Origin of the sequence: Dolichospermum sp. LEGE 00240, assembly GCF_015207875.1 — a bacterium.
Taxonomy (GTDB): Bacteria; Cyanobacteriota; Cyanobacteriia; order Cyanobacteriales; family Nostocaceae; genus Dolichospermum; species Dolichospermum gracile.
The window spans coordinates 1-21,232 of the sequence record NZ_JADEVZ010000068.1; the positions used below are offsets into that span (position 1 = coordinate 1).

Here is a 21,232-nt window from a genome sequence, read left to right on the forward strand (position 1 = left end):
GCAGGTGTCCCGGTAGTGCATTTGTACTAAAGGTGTAACTATCGTAACTGAGCTCTTTATTATTTTTTGTCCAACCAACGCGCGAGCTTAACTTTACAAAAGTATCCCAGTCGGATTCTCCATTTAACTTGCCTCCCAACTCCAGCCAAATTTGCTTTTGTACAGAAAAGCCAAACTTACCATTGCTATATCTTACCCATAATTGATCCATTTTTCGCAATTCCTGTCTGGGAAAATTTTTCACATCTTCAACTGTTAACCATCCTTCCTGTTCTCGTTTAGTTAACTTTAGCATCAATTCCCAAGTTTCTAAATCTGCATCTCGCCATTTTCCTTTTTTTAACAATGTTTCTAAATTTTGAAAAATGACAGGTGTAGGTTCATTTGTAGGACTAGGATTATTACGAGGGGTATTTGCTGCAATCCGCACATAGATATTAATGGGAATACCAGCAAATCTATCTCTTTCCCTATTGTCATATTCATCACCTCTGCCATGAATACCTATCAACTCACCTTCTGAATTTAACACTGGTCCGCCACTCATGCCCTTGAGGGTGGGATTGGTATAAACTAAATTGTAACCACCATCTATGGTTACTTGAGTAGCATGAGCGGAAACTTGTCCATCAAAGCAATCATAAAGCGGTGCAGGAATACTAGGGGTGGAAAGACGAAACCCAGCTACATAAACATTATCCCCACGTTTTATTAAGTCAGAATTGCCAAATTTAGCTACTTGATAGGTTTTACTACTAACAAATTTCACCACAGCTAAATCTATCCCTGTTCCCAGTGGTTGAATATTTTGGTTCTGAATGGGATAACGTTGTTGATCGGGGGTGATAATGGTGTATTTTAAACTAGGATTTTTAACATTGTGAAAAGCTGTGAGAACAGTATAAGTATTACCTTCTTGTTTAATTAAAATTCCCGAACCATTATCTTTATTATTAATATCAATTAAAACCGTGATTTTTTCGGCTATTTTATCTATTTTAGGACTGCATGGTAAATCTTTGGCCGTGGTTGGTTGGTTTAGGGTGATAGATGTGAGGATAAATAATGTGGGAATTGTGTATTTATAGTACATATTAATTGTCAGCATCAGAATGTCCAGGATTTACAGGATTTTGATTGTTCAAAACCCTTGATTTTTCCTTAGTAGCGATTTCTAAGCAAGGGCGACTGGAAGTCGCGGCTACACAGACGAAACCCACCTTCGTGGGTTCAAAAGCTTTGATTTTTCGTTATCTAAGCAAGGGCGACTGGAAGTCGCGGCTACACGGACCAAACCCACCTTTGTGGGTTCAAAAGCTTTGATTTTTCGTTATCTAAGCAAGGGCGACTGGAAGTGGCGGCTACACGGACCAAACCCACCTTTGTGGGTTCAAAAGCTTTGATTTTTCGTTATCTAAGCAAGGGCGACTGGAAGTCGCGGCTACACGGACCAAACCCACCTTCGTGGGTTCAAAAGCTTTGATTTTTCGTTATCTAAGCAAGGGCGACTAGAAGTCGCGGCTACACAGACGAAACCCACCTTCGTGGGTTCAAAAGCCTTTAAAGAGGAGGTTAACTATGGAGAAGGTTTGAGTTTATCTATGGCTATAGCCCAATTTAAACGGACTATTTGTTGATGTAGTTTTTCATCTGCTGGTGTACCATCTATGAATACTGAGGGAACATCCCATAATGGATAAGCGTGCATTCCATTAACACCGATTAATTGACCATTTTCATTTAATAATGGTCCTCCACTCATGCCTTTTTCTAGTTTGTTTGTATATCCTATTTGATATCCTCTTTCTAAGGCTTTTTCTAGAACTAGAACTATTCTAGCTGTTGTGAATGTGAACTGTTGAACTGTGTTTTCTGATTCATCAGCGGGAAAACCCGCAATAAATACTTTATCTCCTATTTTTGATTGAGTCCCAATATTTGCTACTGCATAAATTGTACTACTAGAAAACTCCAACATGGCTAAATCATATTTACCAAACTTCATTTTTTTAGATACTTTGGCTTTATGTATTTTCCTGTCTGGCGTTTCTATGTTGTAAGGTCTTTGACCTGCTTCTAAAACATGAGCGTTTGTTAATATTGTGTAAATATTGCCATTTTTCTTCAGTAAGATTCCTGAACCAAGAAACTCCGTTGACAGGATTTTAACGGTAATATCTGTTGCTTGTTGTTTTACTTGTGCTGGAGAAAGTCGGGTTAGTGGTTGGTCTATGGGAGTATTTTTAATATAAATCCTAGTATCTAGGTTGGAATTGGGTATTAGTAAACACAAACCACTAACACAAGTGATGAATTTGATAATTGTAAAATTTGACAACTTGAAAAGATGTAATAGTTTATTTTTGCTCCGCTGGTAAATTATTTAAGTAAGTATCAAAATCAAAGATGATATCATCAGTGTTAGAATTTTGATTCATAATTTCAGCGCCAGCTAGAGCTTGACGATTAAACAACCTATTAGCCACATCTCTGCCATTTGTACCCCGTCTGAGGGTAAATAGTAAGTTACCGGAGTTACAGACCGTATTAGAGTCACTTCCAGAGCAAATTACAGTTTCTTTATTGACTATTCCAGAGGCGATTTTTTTCAGTGTACCATGATCATAATTTCTTTGAAATCTTTTTGATACTTCCTGACATCGGTTTTTAGGGCTGTATTGCGAGGGAAAGTAGGTTGATGTCCAACCCATAATCTTGTGTCTTTGACCGTCTTCTGTACGGGTAAAGGTGAAATATTGCCCATCTTCTGCGGCACAATAGAATTTAGTGCCTCCAGCGTAACTAGGTTGACTCATGGCTGTAAAGCTTGCTAAGGCTGTTAATGACGCTGTAGCAAATATTTGAGTCAATTTTGGGTGTAGTTGATCAGATATTTTTGTGGCCATATATTCAATTATTTGTGTGATTTCAATGAGATTTTAACTCATAAGTAGGTAATTAGGGATTAAATTCAGAGCTTTCTTTTTCTCTCTTGTCTTAGCCTAAGATCCCCGACTTCACGTGAGTTCGGAGTTCGGTGTTCGGTGTTCGGAGACGCTACGCGAACGGAGTTATGATTTTTTCAACGAGAGAATAAGGGCTTGAGACTCCTACCTACGTGGGGTGAGTTTTCCACAAATTATCGTTATGTCGAACTCACGTGACTTCTCTAAGAAGTCGGGGATCTTAGGAACGCAAATTTAATAACCTGCAATTCTGATGTATTCTGGAATGGTGCGTTACGCTGTCGCTAACACACCCTACTTTTGCACTAAGATCCCCGACAGATCCCCGACTTCTCTAAGAAGTCGGGGATCTTGGGCTATAGTAATGATAACTGCTCATTAGGGGGTTTAAACCCCATGTGCTGATAGGCGGCTTTAGTGACTATTCTCCCCCTGGGTGTGCGACTTAAATAACCTATTTGCATTAAATATGGTTCGTAAACTTCTTCAATGGTTTGGGTGTCTTCCCCAGTGGTAGCAGCGATGGTTTCTAAGCCGACTGGACCACCATTAAAGTTTTCAATAATCACACTGAGCATTTTTCTATCTGTCCAATCTAAACCGCAAGGATCAACTTGGAATAGTTGTAATGCTTCCGCTGCTACAGTTGCACTTATTTCTATAAAGGATTTTACTTCTGCATAATCACGGACTCTTTTTAGTAGTCTATTAGCTATTCTTGGTGTCCCTCGTGAACGTTTGGCTATTTCTGTAGCCCCGTCTAAATTAACTGAAGTTTGTAACAATTCGGCGGTGCGAGTCACAATTTGAGTAAGTTCATCAACTTCATAAAAACGCAACTTTTGAATTAAGCCAAAGCGATCGCGCAATGGGGAAGTTAAAGCTCCGACGCGGGTTGTGGCCCCAACTAGGGTAAATTTAGACAAGGGTATACTTCTGATTCTGGCGCTAGAACCCTTACCTATAGTGATATCTAAGCGACAATCTTCCATGGCTGGATAGAGAATTTCCTCTGTCATCCGTGATAACCGATGAATTTCATCTATAAACAATACATCTCCTGGTTTCAGGTTCACCAATAACCCGACGATATCTCGTGGTCGTTCTAAAGCTGGGGCGCTGGTAATTTTGCAACTTACCCCCATTTCTGAGGCTAAAATCATCGCCATTGTGGTTTTACCTAAACCTGGTGGTCCATACAACAGCAAATGATCCATGACTTCATTCCTAGATTTAGCAGCTTTAATGGCTATATCTAAGACATCTTTTAAATCCTTTTGGCCGATGTAATCAGCAAAGCGGTGGGGACGAATACTTTCTTCTGGTTTTCCTTGTTCATTAATGGCAGCTTCTGATTGCAACAGATTTTCTGCGGGGGGTACTTTGGCTGATTCCCGTTGCTTCCTGGGTTCTCCGTTGGGTTCTGGAGGCTGTTTTTTGGAGGAGATAATCGCCATAATTTTCAGGGATTTCAGAAGTACAGAAATGGGGGTTTAGTTATTCATAGGTAAGATTTAGTATAGGATATTTGGAGTTGGTTGAGAATACAGATATTTATTTAATTTTGTGAATTTACTATTATAGGGCTTACGCATTGACAAAGGTTTCTAAATATGTAATGTGGATTTTATCTCTTGTAGGGTGCGTCAGACGCGGTAAATTGTCAGAATCGGGATGTCCAGGATTAAAGGATGAAACCAGAGCTTTTATTACCATCATGGTAGCCGTTAAGTAATGGGACAGAATTAATTATTACACAACTGATTTTTCCGTTCCCAGTTAAGAGTTAAGAGTTCCCTCTCTCAACGAGTGAATTTATTCTCAATAAACTTGATTCTAACTTTAAGTATATCGGCGATGGCTACGCCGCGCCGAAGGCATCGCTCTAATATAGAATTGCGTGTCATTGTCTGAAAGCCTTGTTATCATTGGGTTATGGATAATTCCGAAAATTCAAAAAACACCTGCTGAATGTGGTTTGTATAATTCTTGCGGGCAAGATGCCCGCACTACAAAAAATAACAATATCAGGATTATTGGATCTAGCTGCGTAATAGCTTATGAAGTCCAATGACCCCAACCCCCTCCCCGCAGGCGAGGAGGGGGCTAAGATGTAACTCATATAACTGAAAATCGCTGTATCTTTAGAAATCAACTCCGCGCTTTAATTCTACGCCTTGATTTGCATAGTGCTTATGACAGTAAACCTCAGAGTGAATACTAGCTAAATCAAAATAAGCGGGTTGGTTTTGACAACGCCCAGTGATGATCACTTCTGTATCACGAGGTTTGCGTAAAAGGGCTTGAACAATGGGATCAACAGGTAACAATTCTAAATCAACGGTGGGATTGAGTTCATCGAGAATAATCGTTTTATAGACACCAGAGGCGATCGCAATTTTGGCAATTTCCCAACCTCTTTCTGCTTCTATATAGTCTAAATCTTGACGAGAATTTCGCCAAACAATGGCATCCCGTCCACAGCGTTGATGATCTACCACTTCAGGATAGGATTGTTGTAAAGCGGCGATCGCTGCGTCTTCAGTATAACCACTACCACCTTTGAGCCACTGCATAATTAATACACGGGTAGAACCAGGATGATTGATGCCTCTACCAATTGCTTGCAAAGCTTTACCCAAAGCACTAGTAGATTTACCCTTACCTGCACCTGTATAAATTTCAATACCTTCAATGAAAAGTTCTGCGGCTGTGGGGTGGTGATGGGGTTTCATTTCCGAATGCAAATCCGCAATATCCAATAATTGTGGCGGTGCTGCGCGTCCAGTCGTAATGATTTCCAGTTCTTGGGGTTTAGATTTTAAAGTATTGACTACCTCATCCACTGACAGCAAACCCAAATCCAAAACCGGGTTAATTTCATCTAGGACAACTACTGAATACAACCCCGAAGCGATCGCCCCTTTGGCTACATCCCAACCCCTTGCAGCCTCTGTTCGATCAAAAGCGGTAATTTGATCATGACCAAAAAATTCGGCTCTCCCCGTGCGAACCTGATCAATTAAATGGGGGAAACCCCGCTGTAATGCAGCGATCGCTCCATCCTCATCATAATCCCGTTCTGGCCCTTTCAAAAACCGCAACAATAAAACCCGGCTAGAATCACTAGGTGTATTGATTCCCAACCCAATTGAGCGCAAAACCACCCCTAAAGCCGCTTGGGACTTACCTTTCCCAATACCATCATAGACGTGAATTTGACCCGTCAGCCGCTCAGAACGGACTTGCGCTGTCCGAATACCGATACCGTTCCTTGTCATCTTTTGAAAAGCTATAAAGTAGCAATTCTCTATCTTAACGAAACTAGAATCTAGTGCGGCAGGGCATAAATAAATCAACTATCCCAAATCATTAAAAAGCCTATCCTGTCTTGGTTTTGACTTTTGACTTCCGCCCTGCGGTGGGCGGTTTGTACCTTTGCGTATTCAAGTTTGATAGATGTATTAATAAAATCAATCTAAATATCCAGTTACACTCAGATCATAAATGTCAGAACAATGAGATAATTGCCGATTATCCGTATTCTTTCAGTTATACTCTGTACAACTAACTCAAAAAAAACGTAATCCCCAGATCCCCGACTTCTTCAAGAAGTCGGGGATCTAACTAACTCCTAAAATCTTCTTGTTGTTACCATTATGTCTGATGAATTATCACTACCCATAATCTTGCCTATTGGGGCGATATTTTTTGAAATATTATTCTTACTAGCTGCCATTCCCATAGAAGCCTATGTTCTGAATAAATGGTTGAAGTTTGATAAAAGAACCAGCATTTTTTATGCCATTGCCTTAAATGTTTTTTCAAGTGTCATTGGCTGGATTGTGTTTTTCACAGTCGAACCGATGTTATCTATCCCTATCAAAGCCGAATTGATTAATTATGTATTTTTCAATAAGATTAAAGCTTCTAGCATTAGTACAATGATAATTGTATTATCATTTACTATTTTCATGGCGACTTTCTTAGTTAAATTTTTATTGATGAAGATCCTCATCATTTTTATGAATGAAGGGGGAAAAAACACCCAGCCAGAAACCAGTTTTTCACAACAAAGAGCTAGTTATATGAATATAGCTAAGTTGCAGAATACTAATTTAATCACGGCAACATTAATAGCGAACTCACTTAGTTACAGTGCCATAACCTTCATCATATTAATTCGCTCTCGGTAAAATGATCAATATTCATCACTGCATTAATTAGAGGTAATCTCATGAACTTTTTATTGAAGGAAATAGGTGGCATATTTAAATATATTCAGGATTTATTTGCAGGAGTGCAAAAATTTCTGACACCAGCCAAAGCATACTCATGGCAAACATTTATCTATTTGAGTGTTTTTTCTTGGGGAATATCATATTTTGCCGTAGGGTATATTAGGGATATTATTGCCTTTTGTGGTTGGTTATTTTTATTAGCAGGAACAACTTGGTATACCACAGACGATCCTTTAAGAATTCCCGGAACTTTTATGCCAGTTGGGGCAGTAATCACGGGCTTTTTAGTGAGCGTCTTTGCCTTTGGACACAAAGAAGGTGTATTAACATCGAATACGATAGTTATTTGGCCAACCATAGCTGCCATAGTTACAGCCATACCTAATTTCTTTGAAGGCACAGGTGGAAAATCAGCAAAAGCCAAACTTCCTAAATTGCAAGATCGTCAAAAAGTTGTAGTTTTATTAGCTTGGTGTATGCTAATTAGTTGTTGGCTTCAGTTTTACTTTGTGATAGATAAATGGTTAAAAGAATATCCTAGTTTACGAGCAGATAATTTTCAGAAAAGTGCTTTTGTGATTAGATTAGAACCACCAGCACGAAAGCCAAAAACTGGTGATTTGATTTTAAATAAATTACAACCTTTAGTTAATCAACAACTTGCCAATAAACCTTGGGGTGAAGTAGAAAAATGGTTAATAGAAGCTAATCAGCAACTAGGCAACTTGGGAAGAAGAACGATTAATAGTAATTTAGGTAAATCTCAAGAAAGACTACTATGGCGAGTTGAACCCCGTGTAGTCAATATCAAGCCTGGATATGGATATAGGCTAGATATTTTGACAATTTGGGGTGGTCCAAGTGCCAACTCTCAAGGATATTACTGGAAAAAATCTTGTTTGATAGAACCATCTAACTCTGGTAAACAAACAGATAATAAAGATACCGTTGCCCGTGTGACTTGCGATCGCACAAGTAAATTTATCATTGGTTCTCCCCCAGCACAACAATAAGGAAGAAGTAATTACTATGAATGTAATTAGAACTGTCGTCATGGCTAAGAATGTATTTCAGGAAGTGATCCGCGATCGCATTCTGTACATCATCGGTTTTTATGCTATCATCCTGGGTATTGCCTTCCGTGCCATTCCCGAATTTGCCGGCACTGCCACTAATAAAATATTTTTGGACTTTGGTTTGGCAACAATGAACGTCATTGGTTTAATTGTCGCTATATTTATCGGCACAGGATTAGTTAACAAAGAAATTGAAAAACGCACTATTTTAGTATTAATTGCCAAACCCATCAGCCGCAGTGAATTTATTGCTAGTAAATATTTAGGGTTATCAGCAGTTATCGGTGTCCTCATTACTGCAATGACAATAATTTATTTAGGATTCTTACAAGTTGGTCAAGTATCCTATCCAATTATTAGCATTTTTTTGGCTACGCTATTCTTATTTTTGCAATTATGTTTAATTACTGCCGTAGCCATTACTTTGGGCGTTTTTACCAGTTCACTAATAGCTACATCCCTAACATTTGCAGTGTATTTAATGGGGAATGTTACTCAAGATTTAGTGGCATTAGGTAAATTAAGTCAGAATCCTGGGATGGAACGCATTACCCAAAGTTTATATCTAATCTTGCCAGATTTATCTAGATTAGATTTAAAGAATGATGCTGTTTACGGTTTACAAGCACTACCTGATCCAATCACATTAGTCGCCAATGCAGGTTATAGTTTACTTTACAGTTTTATGTTGTTAGCGATCGCCATTATTATTTTCTTAAGACGAGAATTTTAAATAACAAGATCCCCGACTTCTTAGAGAAGTCGGGGATCTGAAACTCTCGACCTTCAAAAATTTTGTGAAAATAATTATTGTCTATGATTTACGATTCCCCAATAAATACTACTGACAGTCTCATTTATCCTGATATTTATCATCACCAAGTTTCCTCGAATCAGCCTTTGAAATTGGGGATTATGGCTTCTGGCAATGGGAGTAATTTTGAAGTAATTGCCCAAGCTATTGCCGATGGTAAAATTAACGCCCAAATTCAAGTTCTAATTTACAATAATCCCGATGCGAAAGCAGCAGTCAGGGCTAAGAATTGGGGTGTAGAATCTGTATTGTTAAATCATCGAGACTATAAAAATCGTCAAAAATTTGATCATAAAGTTGCCCAAACATTACAGCAGTATGATGTACAATTCGTGATTATGGCGGGATGGATGCGATTAGTCACACAAGTTTTAATTGACGCTTTTCCTAATCGGATGATTAATATTCATCCCAGTTTATTACCGAGTTTTAAAGGCGTGCAAGCTGTAGAACAGGCTTTAGTCGCTAAAGTCAAAATTACTGGCTGTACTGTACATCTTGTTTCTTTAGAAGTTGACAGTGGGGAAATTTTAATTCAAGCGGCTGTTCCCGTTTTACCAGATGATACATCAGAAACACTACACGCGAGAATCCAAATCCAAGAACATCGGATTTTACCAATAGCAATTTCTTTGTTAAGTTAAAGGGAATAGGGAATAGGGAATAGGGAATTGGTAATTGGTAATAGAGGAAGAGTTTTATTACAACTGACAACTGACTAATGTTAAAATTCTCAGTGAGAAATTTAGGATATTTTTATGTCAGTTGTAACTAACCCAATCAAATTCGGTACAGATGGTTGGAGGGGTGTGATAGGTGAGGAGTTTACCTTTGAACGTCTGGCATTAGTCGCAACCGTAGCAGCCAAAGTTTTACATAATACTTACTTTTCCCAAGTGGGTAGCCGAACGATTATTGTCGGTTATGATCGCCGATTTATGGCGGAAGAGTTTGCCCGTGTGGTTGCCAATGCTGTCACCGCAGTTGGTTTCGATGTCCTGTTTAGCGAAACCTTTGCCCCAACTCCAGCTTACAGTTGGGCGGCTAAAGAACTCAAGGCTTTAGGGGCATTAGTTGTCACAGCTAGTCATAATCCTGGTGCATATTTAGGATTAAAAGTTAAAAGTGCTTTTGGTGGTTCAGTACCACCGGAAGTTACTCAAGAGATAGAGGCTTTATTATCAGAAAAAGTTGCCCCAGCAGCGATTCCAGGTAAGGAAAAAACCTTTGATCCTTGGCCGAGTTATTGTCAAGCATTAGCCGCTAAAGTTGATATTCACAAAATTAAAGAAGCGATCGCAACTGGCAAGTTAACAATATTTGTGGATGTCATGCACGGGGCAGCGGCTGGGGGATTAGCCCGATTATTAGGGGAACAAGTTAAGGAAATTAATAGCGACCGTGATCCTCTGTTTGAAGGTGGTGCGCCTGAACCTTTACCAAAGTATCTTTCCCGACTATTTACAGTTATGAAAACCCATCGGCAAACCCATAAAACTGGTTTAACTGTGGGTTTGGTATTTGATGGAGATTGCGATCGCATTGCCGCCGTAGATCAAGATGCTAATTTCCTTAGTTCCCAAATCCTAATTCCCATCTTAATTGACCATCTCACCCTGCGCCGCAACTTTCAGGGAGAAATCGTCAAAACTGTCAGTGGTTCGGACTTAATGCCCCGTGTAGCCGCATTACATAACCTTTCTATCCATGAAACAGCAGTAGGTTATAAATACATTGCTGACCGAATGTTAGCCACCCAGGTATTATTAGGAGGTGAAGAGTCCGGTGGCATTGGTTATGGTAGCCATATTCCCGAACGCGATGCTTTATTATCGGCACTTTATGTATTAGAAGCAGTTGTGGAATCAGGGTTAGATTTAGGTGAATATTATCGCTATTTACAACAACAAACGAACTTTTCATCCAGCTATGATCGCATTGATTTACCATTAGCAAATATGGAAGCCAGAGGCCGACTATTAAAACAGTTACAATCCCAACCTTTAACAGAAATCGCGGGTAAAAAAGTCATCGGTTGTCAAACAATTGATGGTTATAAATTCCGACTAGCTGATCAAAGTTGGTTAATGATTAGATTTAGCGGCACTGAACCTGTTTTACGTCTTTATTGTGAAGCCGCAACAATGGAAGAAGTTCATAAAACCCTAAATTGGGCAAAAATTTGGGCTGAATCAAATTAATTAATAACTAGCCTAAATGAGTTATGAACAACAAGATCCCCGACTTCTTTAAGAAGTCGGGGATCTGACTTTTACGACTTTTACAATATAAAATTTAGCCAAGGAATAAATTCCCTGTCTAACAGCTAAAGTCGGTTGAAACCGACTAATTTCTAAAATGTTGTTTGAGTATTTTATCAGGTTTTGGTGATGAGTAGATAACAATTTTCAAGTATCAGTAATTATTGTCTCACCTGAAACTTCAAATATGTTCCTCCCAATCCTTCTACAATGATTCTTGTATTAGTTGTCATCATTTTTTGATAGGTTTCTCCGTCACTTCCTAGTTCACCTAGTCCGTCAATATAAAGTGGTTTTTGAGAAACTTTTACTTCCGCTGCTGTCGCTACGGGTGCGAGTAAATTGGAATTGGTATTTGTATCTGCAAAAATTGTTGGTACTTTAGCTTTTTGAATATCCTTAGCCAAATTTCTGACTTCTGTATCTGTCAATTTTCCCATATTTTTAACATTACCTAAATTGATTGAATAGGGGATATCATAAGCTTTGACATAATAAATCATGGCTGAATTTGTTGTAATTAATTTACGATTTTTATCGGGAATACTAGCTAGTCTGACTTTAATCCAATTATTGATTTGATTGATTTCTTGGGTGACTCTTTTTGTATTTTTATTATAGATATTCTTATTTTTTGGTACTAGTTTAATTAAACTACTATTAATTATCTCTACCATTTTGATAGTATTATTTGGATTATGCCAAACATGAGGTTCAACAATTTGTTTACCGTGTTTTCCAATTTTGATGAAATTTACACCGATAGTTTTAGCAACGGCAATTTTTAATTTAGGTTTTTTAATCTCTTCAATAATTTTAATTAAACCTGGTTCAAAGTTATAACCATGATATAATACTAAACTAGCATTTTTAATGGCTTGATTATCCTCTGGTACGGGTTTATAATTCATAGGATTTATCCCAGGAGGAATTAAACAAATAAGATTAATTGTATCTCCAGCAACTTGTTTTGTTAAATCGCAAATTACGCTATTAGTTGCTACGACAAAGGGCAAATTATTATTAATATTATTATTGGTGGTATTATATGGTGTACTAATAGTTTTATTTCCACATCCAAATAAACCCACCATTACACCTAAAATGATAGTTTTCAATAAATGTGAAGATAGTTTTTTTTCTGACATAATTTATTGTAATTGATGAATATATTAAAAAGTCCAGAAATAATTATATAAAGTAATAAAGACACAGACTTGCTGTGTCTTGTAAAACATTTATTGTTCTAATTTATTAAATTCCGGCCATAGGTAATTTACCTTGTAATTTTTGTAAATTAGCTTGAACACAATTAGTACAACTGCAACCAGCTTGTTCGATTACAGAATGTGTGATGTTATTTATTTGCGGTGTAACTATATCAAGATTGGCTTGAGTAGATGTCACCACAATCATTTGCACAGCAGATGTAGATTTGAATTGGGAAGCGTGTGCTGGGTTAATTACCAATAGCAGAGATGCGAAAAACAGAGGAAAAGCCAGCAAAATCAGGTTGACTATTTTCATAATTCACATATAAACAGTTATTGCAGTTGTTAGTTGTCAATTATCAGAGAATTTTCCTACCAGTCAATACTTCTCGCACTTCCAGCATGGCTGAATAGGTGGGGAGAATGTGTAAAGTTTCATTTGCTGGTGTATGCTCTAGAGCAGTAGCGATCGCTTGCTGCAAATTTGGCTCTACAATCAGATTGATGTCACTGTCCAGAGATTCCTGACTATAACGTAGACGTAAAGCCATATCATACACGCGATCGCCACTCACAATCAACGTTCCACCCCGTGCTACCAACTTTTCTGTATCCACATCCCAAATCCATGATACATCAGTACCATCAGGAGTTCTGTCATTCAAAACCAATAAAGTAGTTTTATCGGTACTTTGAGTGACGACACGAATAGTTTCATTTGTTCCTACAGGGTTTTTTGATAATAGAATCCGCACCCGTTTACCGTCAATCACTAAATCTTCCGCACGACCAAAAGCAGCTTGAAAATTATTAATTCCATCCCTAATATTCACCTCATCAACTCCTAATGCTTGCGCTGCTGTAGCTGCGGCTAAAGTATTATATTTGTTATATAAACCCACGAGAATTTGTGGCCATTCCTGACTTAATAAAGCAGGTTTACTTTTAGTAAAACCACAACTAGGACAAGTAAAATCTCCCAAATGGGACAAATAAACCCCTTGATAATCTAAAGCATGACCACAGCTAGGACAATAAATAGAATCAACCGCATGAGGAATAGCTTCTAAATAATTTTCAGGCTCATTTAAACCAAAAAATAACACCTTTTGGGATAACTGTTGACCCAAATAGGATAAAGTCGGATCATCAGCATTGGGAATAACTACTGTTGTTTCTGGTAAAGTAGCAATTACCTGAGTCCACCGCTTACTAATACTATCCACTTCTCCATACCTATCCAACTGGTCACGGAACAGATTCAAACAGAGAATAATTCGCGGTTGTAATGGTTTTAAAACCTTGGGAACTATATTTTCATCAACCTCCAAAATTGCATAATCTACATTCAGATTTCCCAGTAAACTAGCATTATCTATCAAAGCAGTTGCTAACCCATTTTCCAGATTTGCACCCGTAGAATTATGGGCAACACAAAAACCATTCCGTTCTAAAATAGTACATAAAAGTAACGCCGTAGTCGTTTTCCCATTCGTCCCCGCAATGAGAATTACCCCATTTTTGACTTGCTGACTCAACAACTCTAAAATCCGAGGTTCTATCCGTCGCGCAATCGAACCGGGTAAAACACTAGCAGCACCAAGACGCAATGACCGCACCAAAAACGTCACACTTTTAGCCATTGATACCGCAAAACCCAAACGGAGTCTATCTATAACCTTTATTTTTTTACCCACAGTCATGATTTATAAATAACCTATAATTGCCAAAAGAATTTTAACCCGTAATCCCAATTTTATGTGAAGTTGCACAGAATTATAAAATCCTTGAAGAAGGAGTCAGGAGGAAGAATTAGAAGAAGAAAAGAATAGTCTTGAATCCAAGTGATAGGTTTTTGCTAATTTCCACCCTGATTCCTTGCACCTGATTCACCTTTTTCAACCCTCAACCTCTTGATATATCTAGGTTTTATCTTTATATGGCCTACGCCAAGCTACGCTATCAGCAAGCCCTAATTAGAAAAGATATCATCAATTGGAGTATAGCCTCTACTAACAAATAATTTTTTCTCTGAAAATACCATCTAAAGGTTATCTTAAAAAATAGTGCGTATGATTATTATCCAAACCAGTTAACATCAGTTCAGCACAAACTCACAAAAAATAGTAGCAAAGACAAGGTTTCTGTTAATGAATAGCATAAAGTGGCTTTTTTCACAAACTCAAATAATTACTAATTGGAAACGGTTAGTGTCGAAATGCTTGCTGCTGCTTGTTTGCCTATTCGTAATTAGTATGCAGCCAGCTTTAGCAGGTATTAAAGATGATCGATATGATGGCAATATTTTTGTAATTTATGCTGGTAATGGTTCTCTCATTCCCCCCAAAGAAACTCTAGCACAGGCATTAGCAGAACATAAACCAGCCATACTGACATTTTACATTGATGATAGTAGTGATTGCAAAAAATACGCCCCAGTTGTTTCCGAAATGCAAGCATTCTATGGTCGCGCTACGGAAATCATTCCTGTCAGCGTTGATACTCTTTTCGCTGACAAGACTTATGAACCCACAGAACCGGGATATTACTATGGAGGAAGTGTTCCTCAAGTTGTAGTTTTTGACCAGTCAGGTAAGGTAATCTTGAATAAAAAAGGTCAAGTACCTTTTGAGGAAATAGACGACAAATTGAGAGAAATATTTGACTTATTACCCCGCACTGAGTCAGTCGAGTTAAAACGACGTTCACCAAGAGAATTCAGCAGTCAGTTAGAAGACCAATAGAAGCCCTGGCGAATGGAATTCACGGAACCACACAAACAAAGTCCGCCTGCGCGGACTAAGAAAAAATGGCGTTGCTGAATCGAGGTATGAAATTCCCAAATTGAATCTTTAAAACTCTTACCTTTGCGTCTTTGCGCCTTTGCGTGAGACTAAAATTCATACCCTTAATCAGCAACACCGAAAAAATCAAGGATTTGAAACCCACGCAGGTGGGTTTTGCCTGTGTAGACGCGGTTTCTAACCGCCTGTTTAACCTTACCCCTACAAATCTAGGGTTTTCTTGATTTTATAAAAGTCTATGTCCCAACCGTTTTGAGTATACATTATTTCACTGAGAAAATTGCCGTTTTAAAGCTGTAAAAACTGGACAAGGGGCTGATGTTTGTAAATTCTCCGGTTTATTCCAAGTAAAAGGTGCTTTTTGAGCCGCAGACATCCATAATAGTCTTTTGGCTCTGGTCATGGCAACATAAAGTAAACGATATTCTTCGGCAATTTTCAGGTATTTTGATTCTTCCCAAGCTTGGTTAATATCTGGTATGGGTCTTTTGTGAAGTCCGGCACGAATTTGGGCGCGGGCAACTTCTGATAAAGTAAAATCACCTAAAAATTGTCCTTGGGGGGGAATCCAAAATCGTCCAGGAATTAAGTTTTCATGGAGAAAAGGCAAAAATACATAATCCCAGTCTAGCCCTTTGGCTTTGTGCATGGTGATAATTGTTAATTGTCCGGCTTTGGTGTATTGTGCTTCTACATTTTCTGGTTCTACAGATTCAAATCTTTCGGAATTGACAATTTCACTTAAAGTTGAGATCATTGCCCCCATAGAACTATTCCCAAAAATTTGCAGATTTACCCGTTCTGCAAGTTTGTCAGCGGTTGCTAATTCGGCTTGATCATATCTTAAAGTTAAGGCGAAAAAAGAAATTATTTGATAATATGGTAATTCTAAATAAGCCCTGAGTAAACTCCGACAAAGATGAGCGGCTTTTTGGACTATTTCTGTTTGGGGTGTGGCTAAAGGACCCGGATAGAGAAATTCTTCTGGTAAACTAGCTAGAGTGTTAATATCTTGGGTAGGAATTAATTGTCGTTCGACGAGGACTTCTAAGGTAGCTTTGAGATAATCGGGGGAATGGGGGCGATCGCAAAACTGCAATAATGATAAAATCTCTTGAGGAACATGAGAACGGCGTTCTTTTTCTCCCACATCATAAAGTTTAATTTTATGTTGTTCACATATTGGTTCTAAAGCAGTAGCTAACCATCGTCCTTGGCGATTTTCTCTCACTAATATCGCTGCACAAGCTTGGGGATTTTCGCTAAATAACTCAATTACTCTTTGGGAAAGTAATTCAACTGTATGATGAATATCTCTAGGGGTATGAAGTTCTAACCCTTTTCCTACAGGTTGAGGATTGCCATTTTCTTGATTAACTGGTTGAATTTTCTGATTTCTAAATGGTGCTTGTCTATGTTGAATTTTGGCAAAATCTTGATTATTGACCCATTCTAAAGCAAAGTTAGCTGCATCAATAATTATTTGCGTACTGCGCCCAGCTTGATCCATTTCCGCTAGTCTATCTTGAATTTGACAATCTTCGCAAAATTCCCGAAAATAAATCGGGTCAGCAGGTGTAAATGTAGAATTAATGGCTTGATTAGGATCACCAACTCTAATTAAATTCAAGGCGGATTTATCTAAATTATCTGCATATTCTTGACTAGCGAGTATTTCTAATAAATCGGTTTGTAAGGGACTAGAATCTTGAGCTTCGTCTTCAAAAACAGCAAAAACTTTATTTTGTTCAATACGGCAGGTGCTAGGATTTCGCAAAACTTTTAAAGCCCCCAATATCATATCATCGTAATCAATAAAGTCTTGTAACTGCATGATTTTTTGATATTGTTCATATAAGCCAGCGGCTATGCTTAAAATGTCATATTTATTATGAGTTTGTTCACTCCACTTTAATAAATCTGCTGGTGATATTCCCGAACTTTTGGCTTCATGAATCACCGTATAAGCTAAATCTGGTAATATTTCCGTTCGTAGCACCGATTGACGACGGAGTTTTTCGGTTTCTTCTCCATCAAATTGCTGTCCTGCAAGTAAACGTAGATAAATTTCTGGATAATTAGCAATCCATTGTTCTACTGCTGTGCGAATGAATTTATGACTTTGATTGGGTGTAATTAAAGTCGCATTTTCTAACTGTAACCCCGACAAATTTGGATGACGACTAGCGATAATTAACGCTAAACCATGCAAAGTATAAACGGCAAATCCTGTTTGTGGTAAAGATAATTTCTTTAAGTTTTCCCGAATTTTAAGTTTAATATTAGCAGTAGCAGAACGGGTAAAAGTAACAACAATTAACTGTTTATAATTCTGATTGCCAGTATTTAAATAATCCTCATATTGACGAGCAATAGCGATCGCTGCGGCTGCCGCCATTCCCGTTGATTTTCCCGCTCCAGGCACGGCAGACACCGCCAATGGACCTGATTGCCAATCCGCCATTTGTGTCTGTCCTGGGCGCAGTTGGGCGCGAATGGTGGCGATATTCTCTGTTAATTTAGTAATAGGTGATTGGTCATTAGTCATTAGTTTTTATACAAGCTGTGTAATTTGATTTAAGTTAATATCCTCAATTAGAGGAATATCTACAGAGGTAGGTTCATTACATCGTACGATACCTGCGGAGCGCTGGGCGATCGCTTTCCCTCCTATTATTGCTAAACTAAAATAAACCTCACACCAGCAGGAGGACATAATGACTTTTACAACTGATGTCCAGGAAAATCAAGACTTACGCCCTTACCCAGAAACCTCTCTTCCAGATCATACCCAACTCCCAGAGTCGGACGGCACGTTTGTGAAAAATTGGCAAGAACATCCCCAAAGTATTCTACTAACTGATTCTATTCAGCCTGTGTTGCAAAAACTTTATCCTGATAGTCAATATTTTATTGGACAGGATTTAGGTATTTATTGGCGTATTACTGAACCACCTGAGAAAGGTGCAGAAGCACCAGACTGGTTCTATGTTCCCAATGTACCACCTACCTTAAATGGTAAAACCCGACGCTCCTATGTCCTTTGGCAAGAATATATTTCGCCATTAGTTGCTTTAGAATTTGTTTCTGGTAATGGTGCAGAAGAACGAGATAAAACGCCTTGGAAGGGTAAATTATGGATTTATGAACAAGTGATTAAACCTGCTTTTTATGGCATTTATGAAGTGAATAAAGGCAGTATAGAAGTTTATGAATTAATTGGTGGACAATATCAGTTATTAGCAGCAAATGAAAGAGGACATTATCCAATTAAACCTATGGGTGTGGAGTTGGGTTTATGGCAGGGAGAATATCAGAATGCAGAATTACCCTGGTTGCGGTGGTGGGATTTGCAAGGTAATTTATTATTGACTGGTGATGAAAGAGCCGAACAAGAAACACAAAGAGCAAATCGCTTGGCTGCACAGTTACGGGCTTTGGGAATTGAACCAGAAGCGTAATATTAAATTAAATGTAATGGTGACGGTTTTGGATTTAACGGGAATAGAGACAGATGATCAATCACCTTTTCACCACCAAACAAACTATCAGACTAATAAACTTCATCATGATTACCAATATCAAGTAAAACAATCACTTCTTCTGTATTATTTTCATCAATTTCTAAAGTAAACAAGATTCGACAGTCGTAACCACAAGAACAGGCTTTTAGTCCTAATAATTTTCCTTGTAATGAATGAGTGCTTAATTGAGAAGCAAAAACATCTTCTTGCATTAGTTCTAATGTTTGAATAATTTTTGTTTCAAGTTGAGGATCACGCTTGACAAATTTGCGAAATGCTCGTTTAAATTTAGGCGTTAAAACTAATTCTCTCATTAATCTTCTGTTAAACTTGCTTGTAATTCAACAATAATACTCTCCATAGATTGAGGTTTTAATTCTCCTTGGTGAAAGGCTGAAATCGCTTTTTTTGCATCTTCAGCAATTTCTTCACGACGAGATTCAATCATTTGATTTTTAATAATTTCTAATAACATTTCTCTTTGTTCAACAGGAAGTTGATTAACAGTTAAAATTGCCTCTTCTAATGTTATCATAATTTAGTTTCTCTTCATTTAATTGACTTTATTTAAATAGATTATAACTTAATTGAGGAAAAAGAGGAATAGCACCTCATCCCCATAGCAAATCGCTTGGCTGCACAATTACGGGCTTTGGGAATTGAACCGGAAGCGTAATATTATTTAGGGGATGCTGAATAAATCTTAAAACATTACAGGTAAACGGTTTTAGACATTTTGATTTTCAAAAAGTGCAAGATTTTATGACGTGGGAACTCGAAAACCTTGCATTTAAGTTGGATGCAAAGGAAAAATCGCTTCCATCTAACTCTTGAAACTGTTCCCTGTTCCCTGTTCCCTGTTCCCTGTCTCCACAGACAACTTTTTCAGCAAACCCTATTTAGATTTCGGGTTACAAGATAGCAGATTCACTAAGCTATGAGGCTGGTTTCACAAGTTGTTGTGCTATTATCCATCCTAAACCTATCCCTAAACTGGAAGTAACAGTCAAAATTAGAAAAGTATGAAACTGGCTAAAGGTTGTTCTTAATTTAGCCGCAGCTATAGGCGAAGCCATAAACATAGTAAAAAAAACAGCCACAGACCAAACACCAAAAAACCTATTAGCACTCACAGCGTCAAATATCCTCTTAGCACGAACCTCAGCCCAAATTTTATCCAACTGATCCGAAATCTCAAGCCCAGTTTTAGTTTGCTCCCAAACCCCGCTGACATTCAGAGCCAAAGCACAAACTACAAACAAAAACCAAACCCAAAACTGAGCATAAGTAACTAATAAGAATGAGCTTATTAAGAAGTTAAACATTAATAAAGTAATCAACCACCAAATAGTTTTAATCTGTTTAATAGTTTTAATCTGTTTATTTTGAATGACGTTAGGTTCTTTCTTTACTTCCTGCTCATAACTGGAAACTTCCGGCTTGGAAATTGGATCTAGAGATTTGTCGCTTAATATTTCCAACCATTCTTGCATGGACTGAGGACGGTCTTCTGTCTCCAAAGCCATACCCTTGAGAATTGCCTGATTTAATTCCTTACTTATACTAGAAATAAGCTCCTGCGGTGGAATTAGCCGCTCATTATCAAGTTTACGAGTTAAAGAATTTGTGGGCTTTTGACCAGTTACCCCATAATAAAGACTAGCGGCGAGACAATAAACATCTACCTTTGGATCTCTACTTCCTTTATGTCTCTGTTCATAAGGGGCAAATCCATCATTAGCTGCTTTATCTGTCGAACTTTGAGTTGCAGGAATTATTTGTTTAGCAATACCAAAATCAATCAAAACAGCCTTACCATTACTTCGTAGCATGATGTTTCCAGGGTGGGCATCTCGGTGTACTAAACCCGCTTGATGCACTACCATTAGAGCTTGCCCTATTTGGCGAATATAAGTTACAATCTCTGCTGCTGGTAATGCTCCCCTACGCTTGACAGCCTGAAACAAATTTTCCCCCGGTACAAACTCCATGACTAGACAATGGGTGTTACCTTCCTGAAATAGTTCAATTACCCCGACAATATGAGGGTGAGGATCTTGAGATAAACGTGCTAGTGTCTGCCCCTCTGCAATAAATCTTTCTATATACTTGTCATACTCTGGATCATGGTTCAGATATTCATTAGGTGTCTTGATGACAACTGGCCGAATGAGGTTCACCTGCAATGCCTTGTAAGTAATGCCAAATCCCCCTTGTCCCAGAATCTGCTCAATTACATATTTACCACCCTGCAATTCCTGTCCTATTCCCCAGGTCATGAATACCTCTGATTTAAATATTTATTTTCATCCCACCACCTGAGAAAAGTTTACAT

19 protein-coding genes are annotated in these 21,232 nt (G+C 38.1%); 7 read left to right on the forward strand and 12 right to left on the reverse strand.

Annotation, left to right across the window (positions count from 1 at the left end; translation table 11 throughout):
* The 5 genes from IQ226_RS19080 to IQ226_RS19100 all read right to left on the reverse strand — a co-directional run.
* On the reverse strand, positions 1-1,093 hold a 1,093-nt coding region (locus IQ226_RS19080), incomplete at its 3' end, for a GUN4 domain-containing protein (RefSeq protein WP_193897954.1).
* 483 nt (positions 1,094-1,576) lie between these two features.
* Positions 1,577-2,338 (reverse strand): serine protease, encoded by a 762-nt coding sequence (locus IQ226_RS19085; protein ID WP_193897956.1) that lies wholly within the window; start codon positions 2,336-2,338, stop codon positions 1,577-1,579.
* A 19-nt stretch (positions 2,339-2,357) separates the two neighbouring features.
* Positions 2,358-2,906 (reverse strand): COP23 domain-containing protein, encoded by a 549-nt coding sequence (locus IQ226_RS19090; protein WP_193897958.1) that lies wholly within the window; start codon positions 2,904-2,906, stop codon positions 2,358-2,360.
* Positions 2,907-3,322: 416 nt separating this feature from the next.
* The gene (gene ruvB / locus IQ226_RS19095) at positions 3,323-4,423 is read right to left on the reverse strand and encodes a Holliday junction branch migration DNA helicase RuvB (protein ID WP_193897960.1); all 1,101 of its coding nucleotides are present in this window, start codon (positions 4,421-4,423) and stop codon (positions 3,323-3,325) included.
* 687 nt (positions 4,424-5,110) lie between these two features.
* On the reverse strand, positions 5,111-6,247 hold the full coding sequence (locus tag IQ226_RS19100) for a cob(I)yrinic acid a,c-diamide adenosyltransferase (protein ID WP_193897962.1): 1,137 nt from the start codon (positions 6,245-6,247) through the stop codon (positions 5,111-5,113).
* A gap of 378 nt (positions 6,248-6,625) precedes the next feature.
* Here IQ226_RS19100 and fraC point away from each other — a divergent pair, with 378 nt between their 5' ends.
* The 5 genes from fraC (at position 6,626) to IQ226_RS19125 (ending at position 11,298) form a co-directional block, all read left to right on the forward strand.
* Positions 6,626-7,162 (forward strand): filament integrity protein FraC, encoded by a 537-nt coding sequence (gene fraC / locus IQ226_RS19105; RefSeq protein WP_193897964.1) that lies wholly within the window; start codon positions 6,626-6,628, stop codon positions 7,160-7,162.
* A 41-nt stretch (positions 7,163-7,203) separates the two neighbouring features.
* A complete protein-coding gene (fraD, locus tag IQ226_RS19110) occupies positions 7,204-8,220 on the forward strand; it encodes a septal junction protein FraD (protein WP_193897966.1) in 1,017 nt (338 codons plus the stop codon).
* Positions 8,221-8,236: 16 nt separating this feature from the next.
* Positions 8,237-9,016, forward strand: a complete 780-nt coding sequence (locus IQ226_RS19115; protein WP_193897968.1) for an ABC transporter permease — start codon at positions 8,237-8,239, stop codon at positions 9,014-9,016.
* Between the two features lie 83 nt (positions 9,017-9,099).
* Positions 9,100-9,741 carry a phosphoribosylglycinamide formyltransferase gene (gene purN, locus IQ226_RS19120; protein WP_193897970.1) on the forward strand — a complete coding sequence of 214 codons (642 nt, stop codon included), beginning with the start codon at positions 9,100-9,102 and terminating at the stop codon, positions 9,739-9,741.
* A gap of 114 nt (positions 9,742-9,855) precedes the next feature.
* Complete coding sequence (locus IQ226_RS19125; protein ID WP_193897972.1) at positions 9,856-11,298, forward strand: phosphoglucomutase/phosphomannomutase family protein; 1,443 nt, start codon at positions 9,856-9,858, stop codon at positions 11,296-11,298.
* Positions 11,299-11,519: 221 nt separating this feature from the next.
* Here IQ226_RS19125 and IQ226_RS19130 read toward each other — a convergent pair whose 3' ends face one another.
* The 3 genes from IQ226_RS19130 to IQ226_RS19140 form a co-directional block, all read right to left on the reverse strand.
* Positions 11,520-12,506 (reverse strand): metal ABC transporter solute-binding protein, Zn/Mn family, encoded by a 987-nt coding sequence (locus tag IQ226_RS19130; RefSeq protein ID WP_193897982.1) that lies wholly within the window; start codon positions 12,504-12,506, stop codon positions 11,520-11,522.
* 106 nt (positions 12,507-12,612) lie between these two features.
* Positions 12,613-12,885, reverse strand: a complete 273-nt coding sequence (locus IQ226_RS19135) for a hypothetical protein (RefSeq protein WP_193897984.1) — start codon at positions 12,883-12,885, stop codon at positions 12,613-12,615.
* A gap of 43 nt (positions 12,886-12,928) precedes the next feature.
* A complete protein-coding gene (locus IQ226_RS19140; RefSeq protein WP_193897986.1) occupies positions 12,929-14,272 on the reverse strand; it encodes a Mur ligase family protein in 1,344 nt (447 codons plus the stop codon).
* A 447-nt stretch (positions 14,273-14,719) separates the two neighbouring features.
* Between IQ226_RS19140 and IQ226_RS19145 the strand changes: the two genes are divergently transcribed.
* Positions 14,720-15,313: a thylakoid membrane photosystem I accumulation factor gene (locus IQ226_RS19145; protein WP_193897988.1), complete on the forward strand. Its 594-nt coding sequence runs from the start codon at positions 14,720-14,722 to the stop codon at positions 15,311-15,313.
* Between the two features lie 328 nt (positions 15,314-15,641).
* On the opposite strand, the gene IQ226_RS19150 is transcribed toward IQ226_RS19145, so the two are convergent.
* Positions 15,642-17,921 carry an ATP-dependent helicase gene (locus IQ226_RS19150; protein WP_193897990.1) on the reverse strand — a complete coding sequence of 760 codons (2,280 nt, stop codon included), beginning with the start codon at positions 17,919-17,921 and terminating at the stop codon, positions 15,642-15,644.
* 169 nt (positions 17,922-18,090) lie between these two features.
* Between IQ226_RS19150 and IQ226_RS19155 the strand changes: the two genes are divergently transcribed.
* Positions 18,091-18,834: a Uma2 family endonuclease gene (locus IQ226_RS19155; RefSeq protein ID WP_193897993.1), complete on the forward strand. Its 744-nt coding sequence runs from the start codon at positions 18,091-18,093 to the stop codon at positions 18,832-18,834.
* 92 nt (positions 18,835-18,926) lie between these two features.
* Here the strand turns inward: IQ226_RS19155 and IQ226_RS19160 are convergent, their stop codons facing one another.
* The 3 genes from IQ226_RS19160 to IQ226_RS19170 all read right to left on the reverse strand — a co-directional run bounded on the left by IQ226_RS19160 (position 18,927) and on the right by IQ226_RS19170 (position 21,176).
* The gene (locus IQ226_RS19160) at positions 18,927-19,211 is read right to left on the reverse strand and encodes a type II toxin-antitoxin system mRNA interferase toxin, RelE/StbE family (protein ID WP_168537457.1); all 285 of its coding nucleotides are present in this window, start codon (positions 19,209-19,211) and stop codon (positions 18,927-18,929) included.
* A complete protein-coding gene (locus tag IQ226_RS19165) occupies positions 19,211-19,432 on the reverse strand; it encodes a hypothetical protein (protein WP_193897995.1) in 222 nt (73 codons plus the stop codon). Before IQ226_RS19165 ends, IQ226_RS19160 begins: the two co-directional genes overlap by 1 nt.
* A 400-nt stretch (positions 19,433-19,832) precedes the next feature.
* On the reverse strand, positions 19,833-21,176 hold the full coding sequence (locus IQ226_RS19170) for a serine/threonine-protein kinase (RefSeq protein ID WP_193897997.1): 1,344 nt from the start codon (positions 21,174-21,176) through the stop codon (positions 19,833-19,835).
* Positions 21,177-21,232 lie beyond the last annotated feature (56 nt).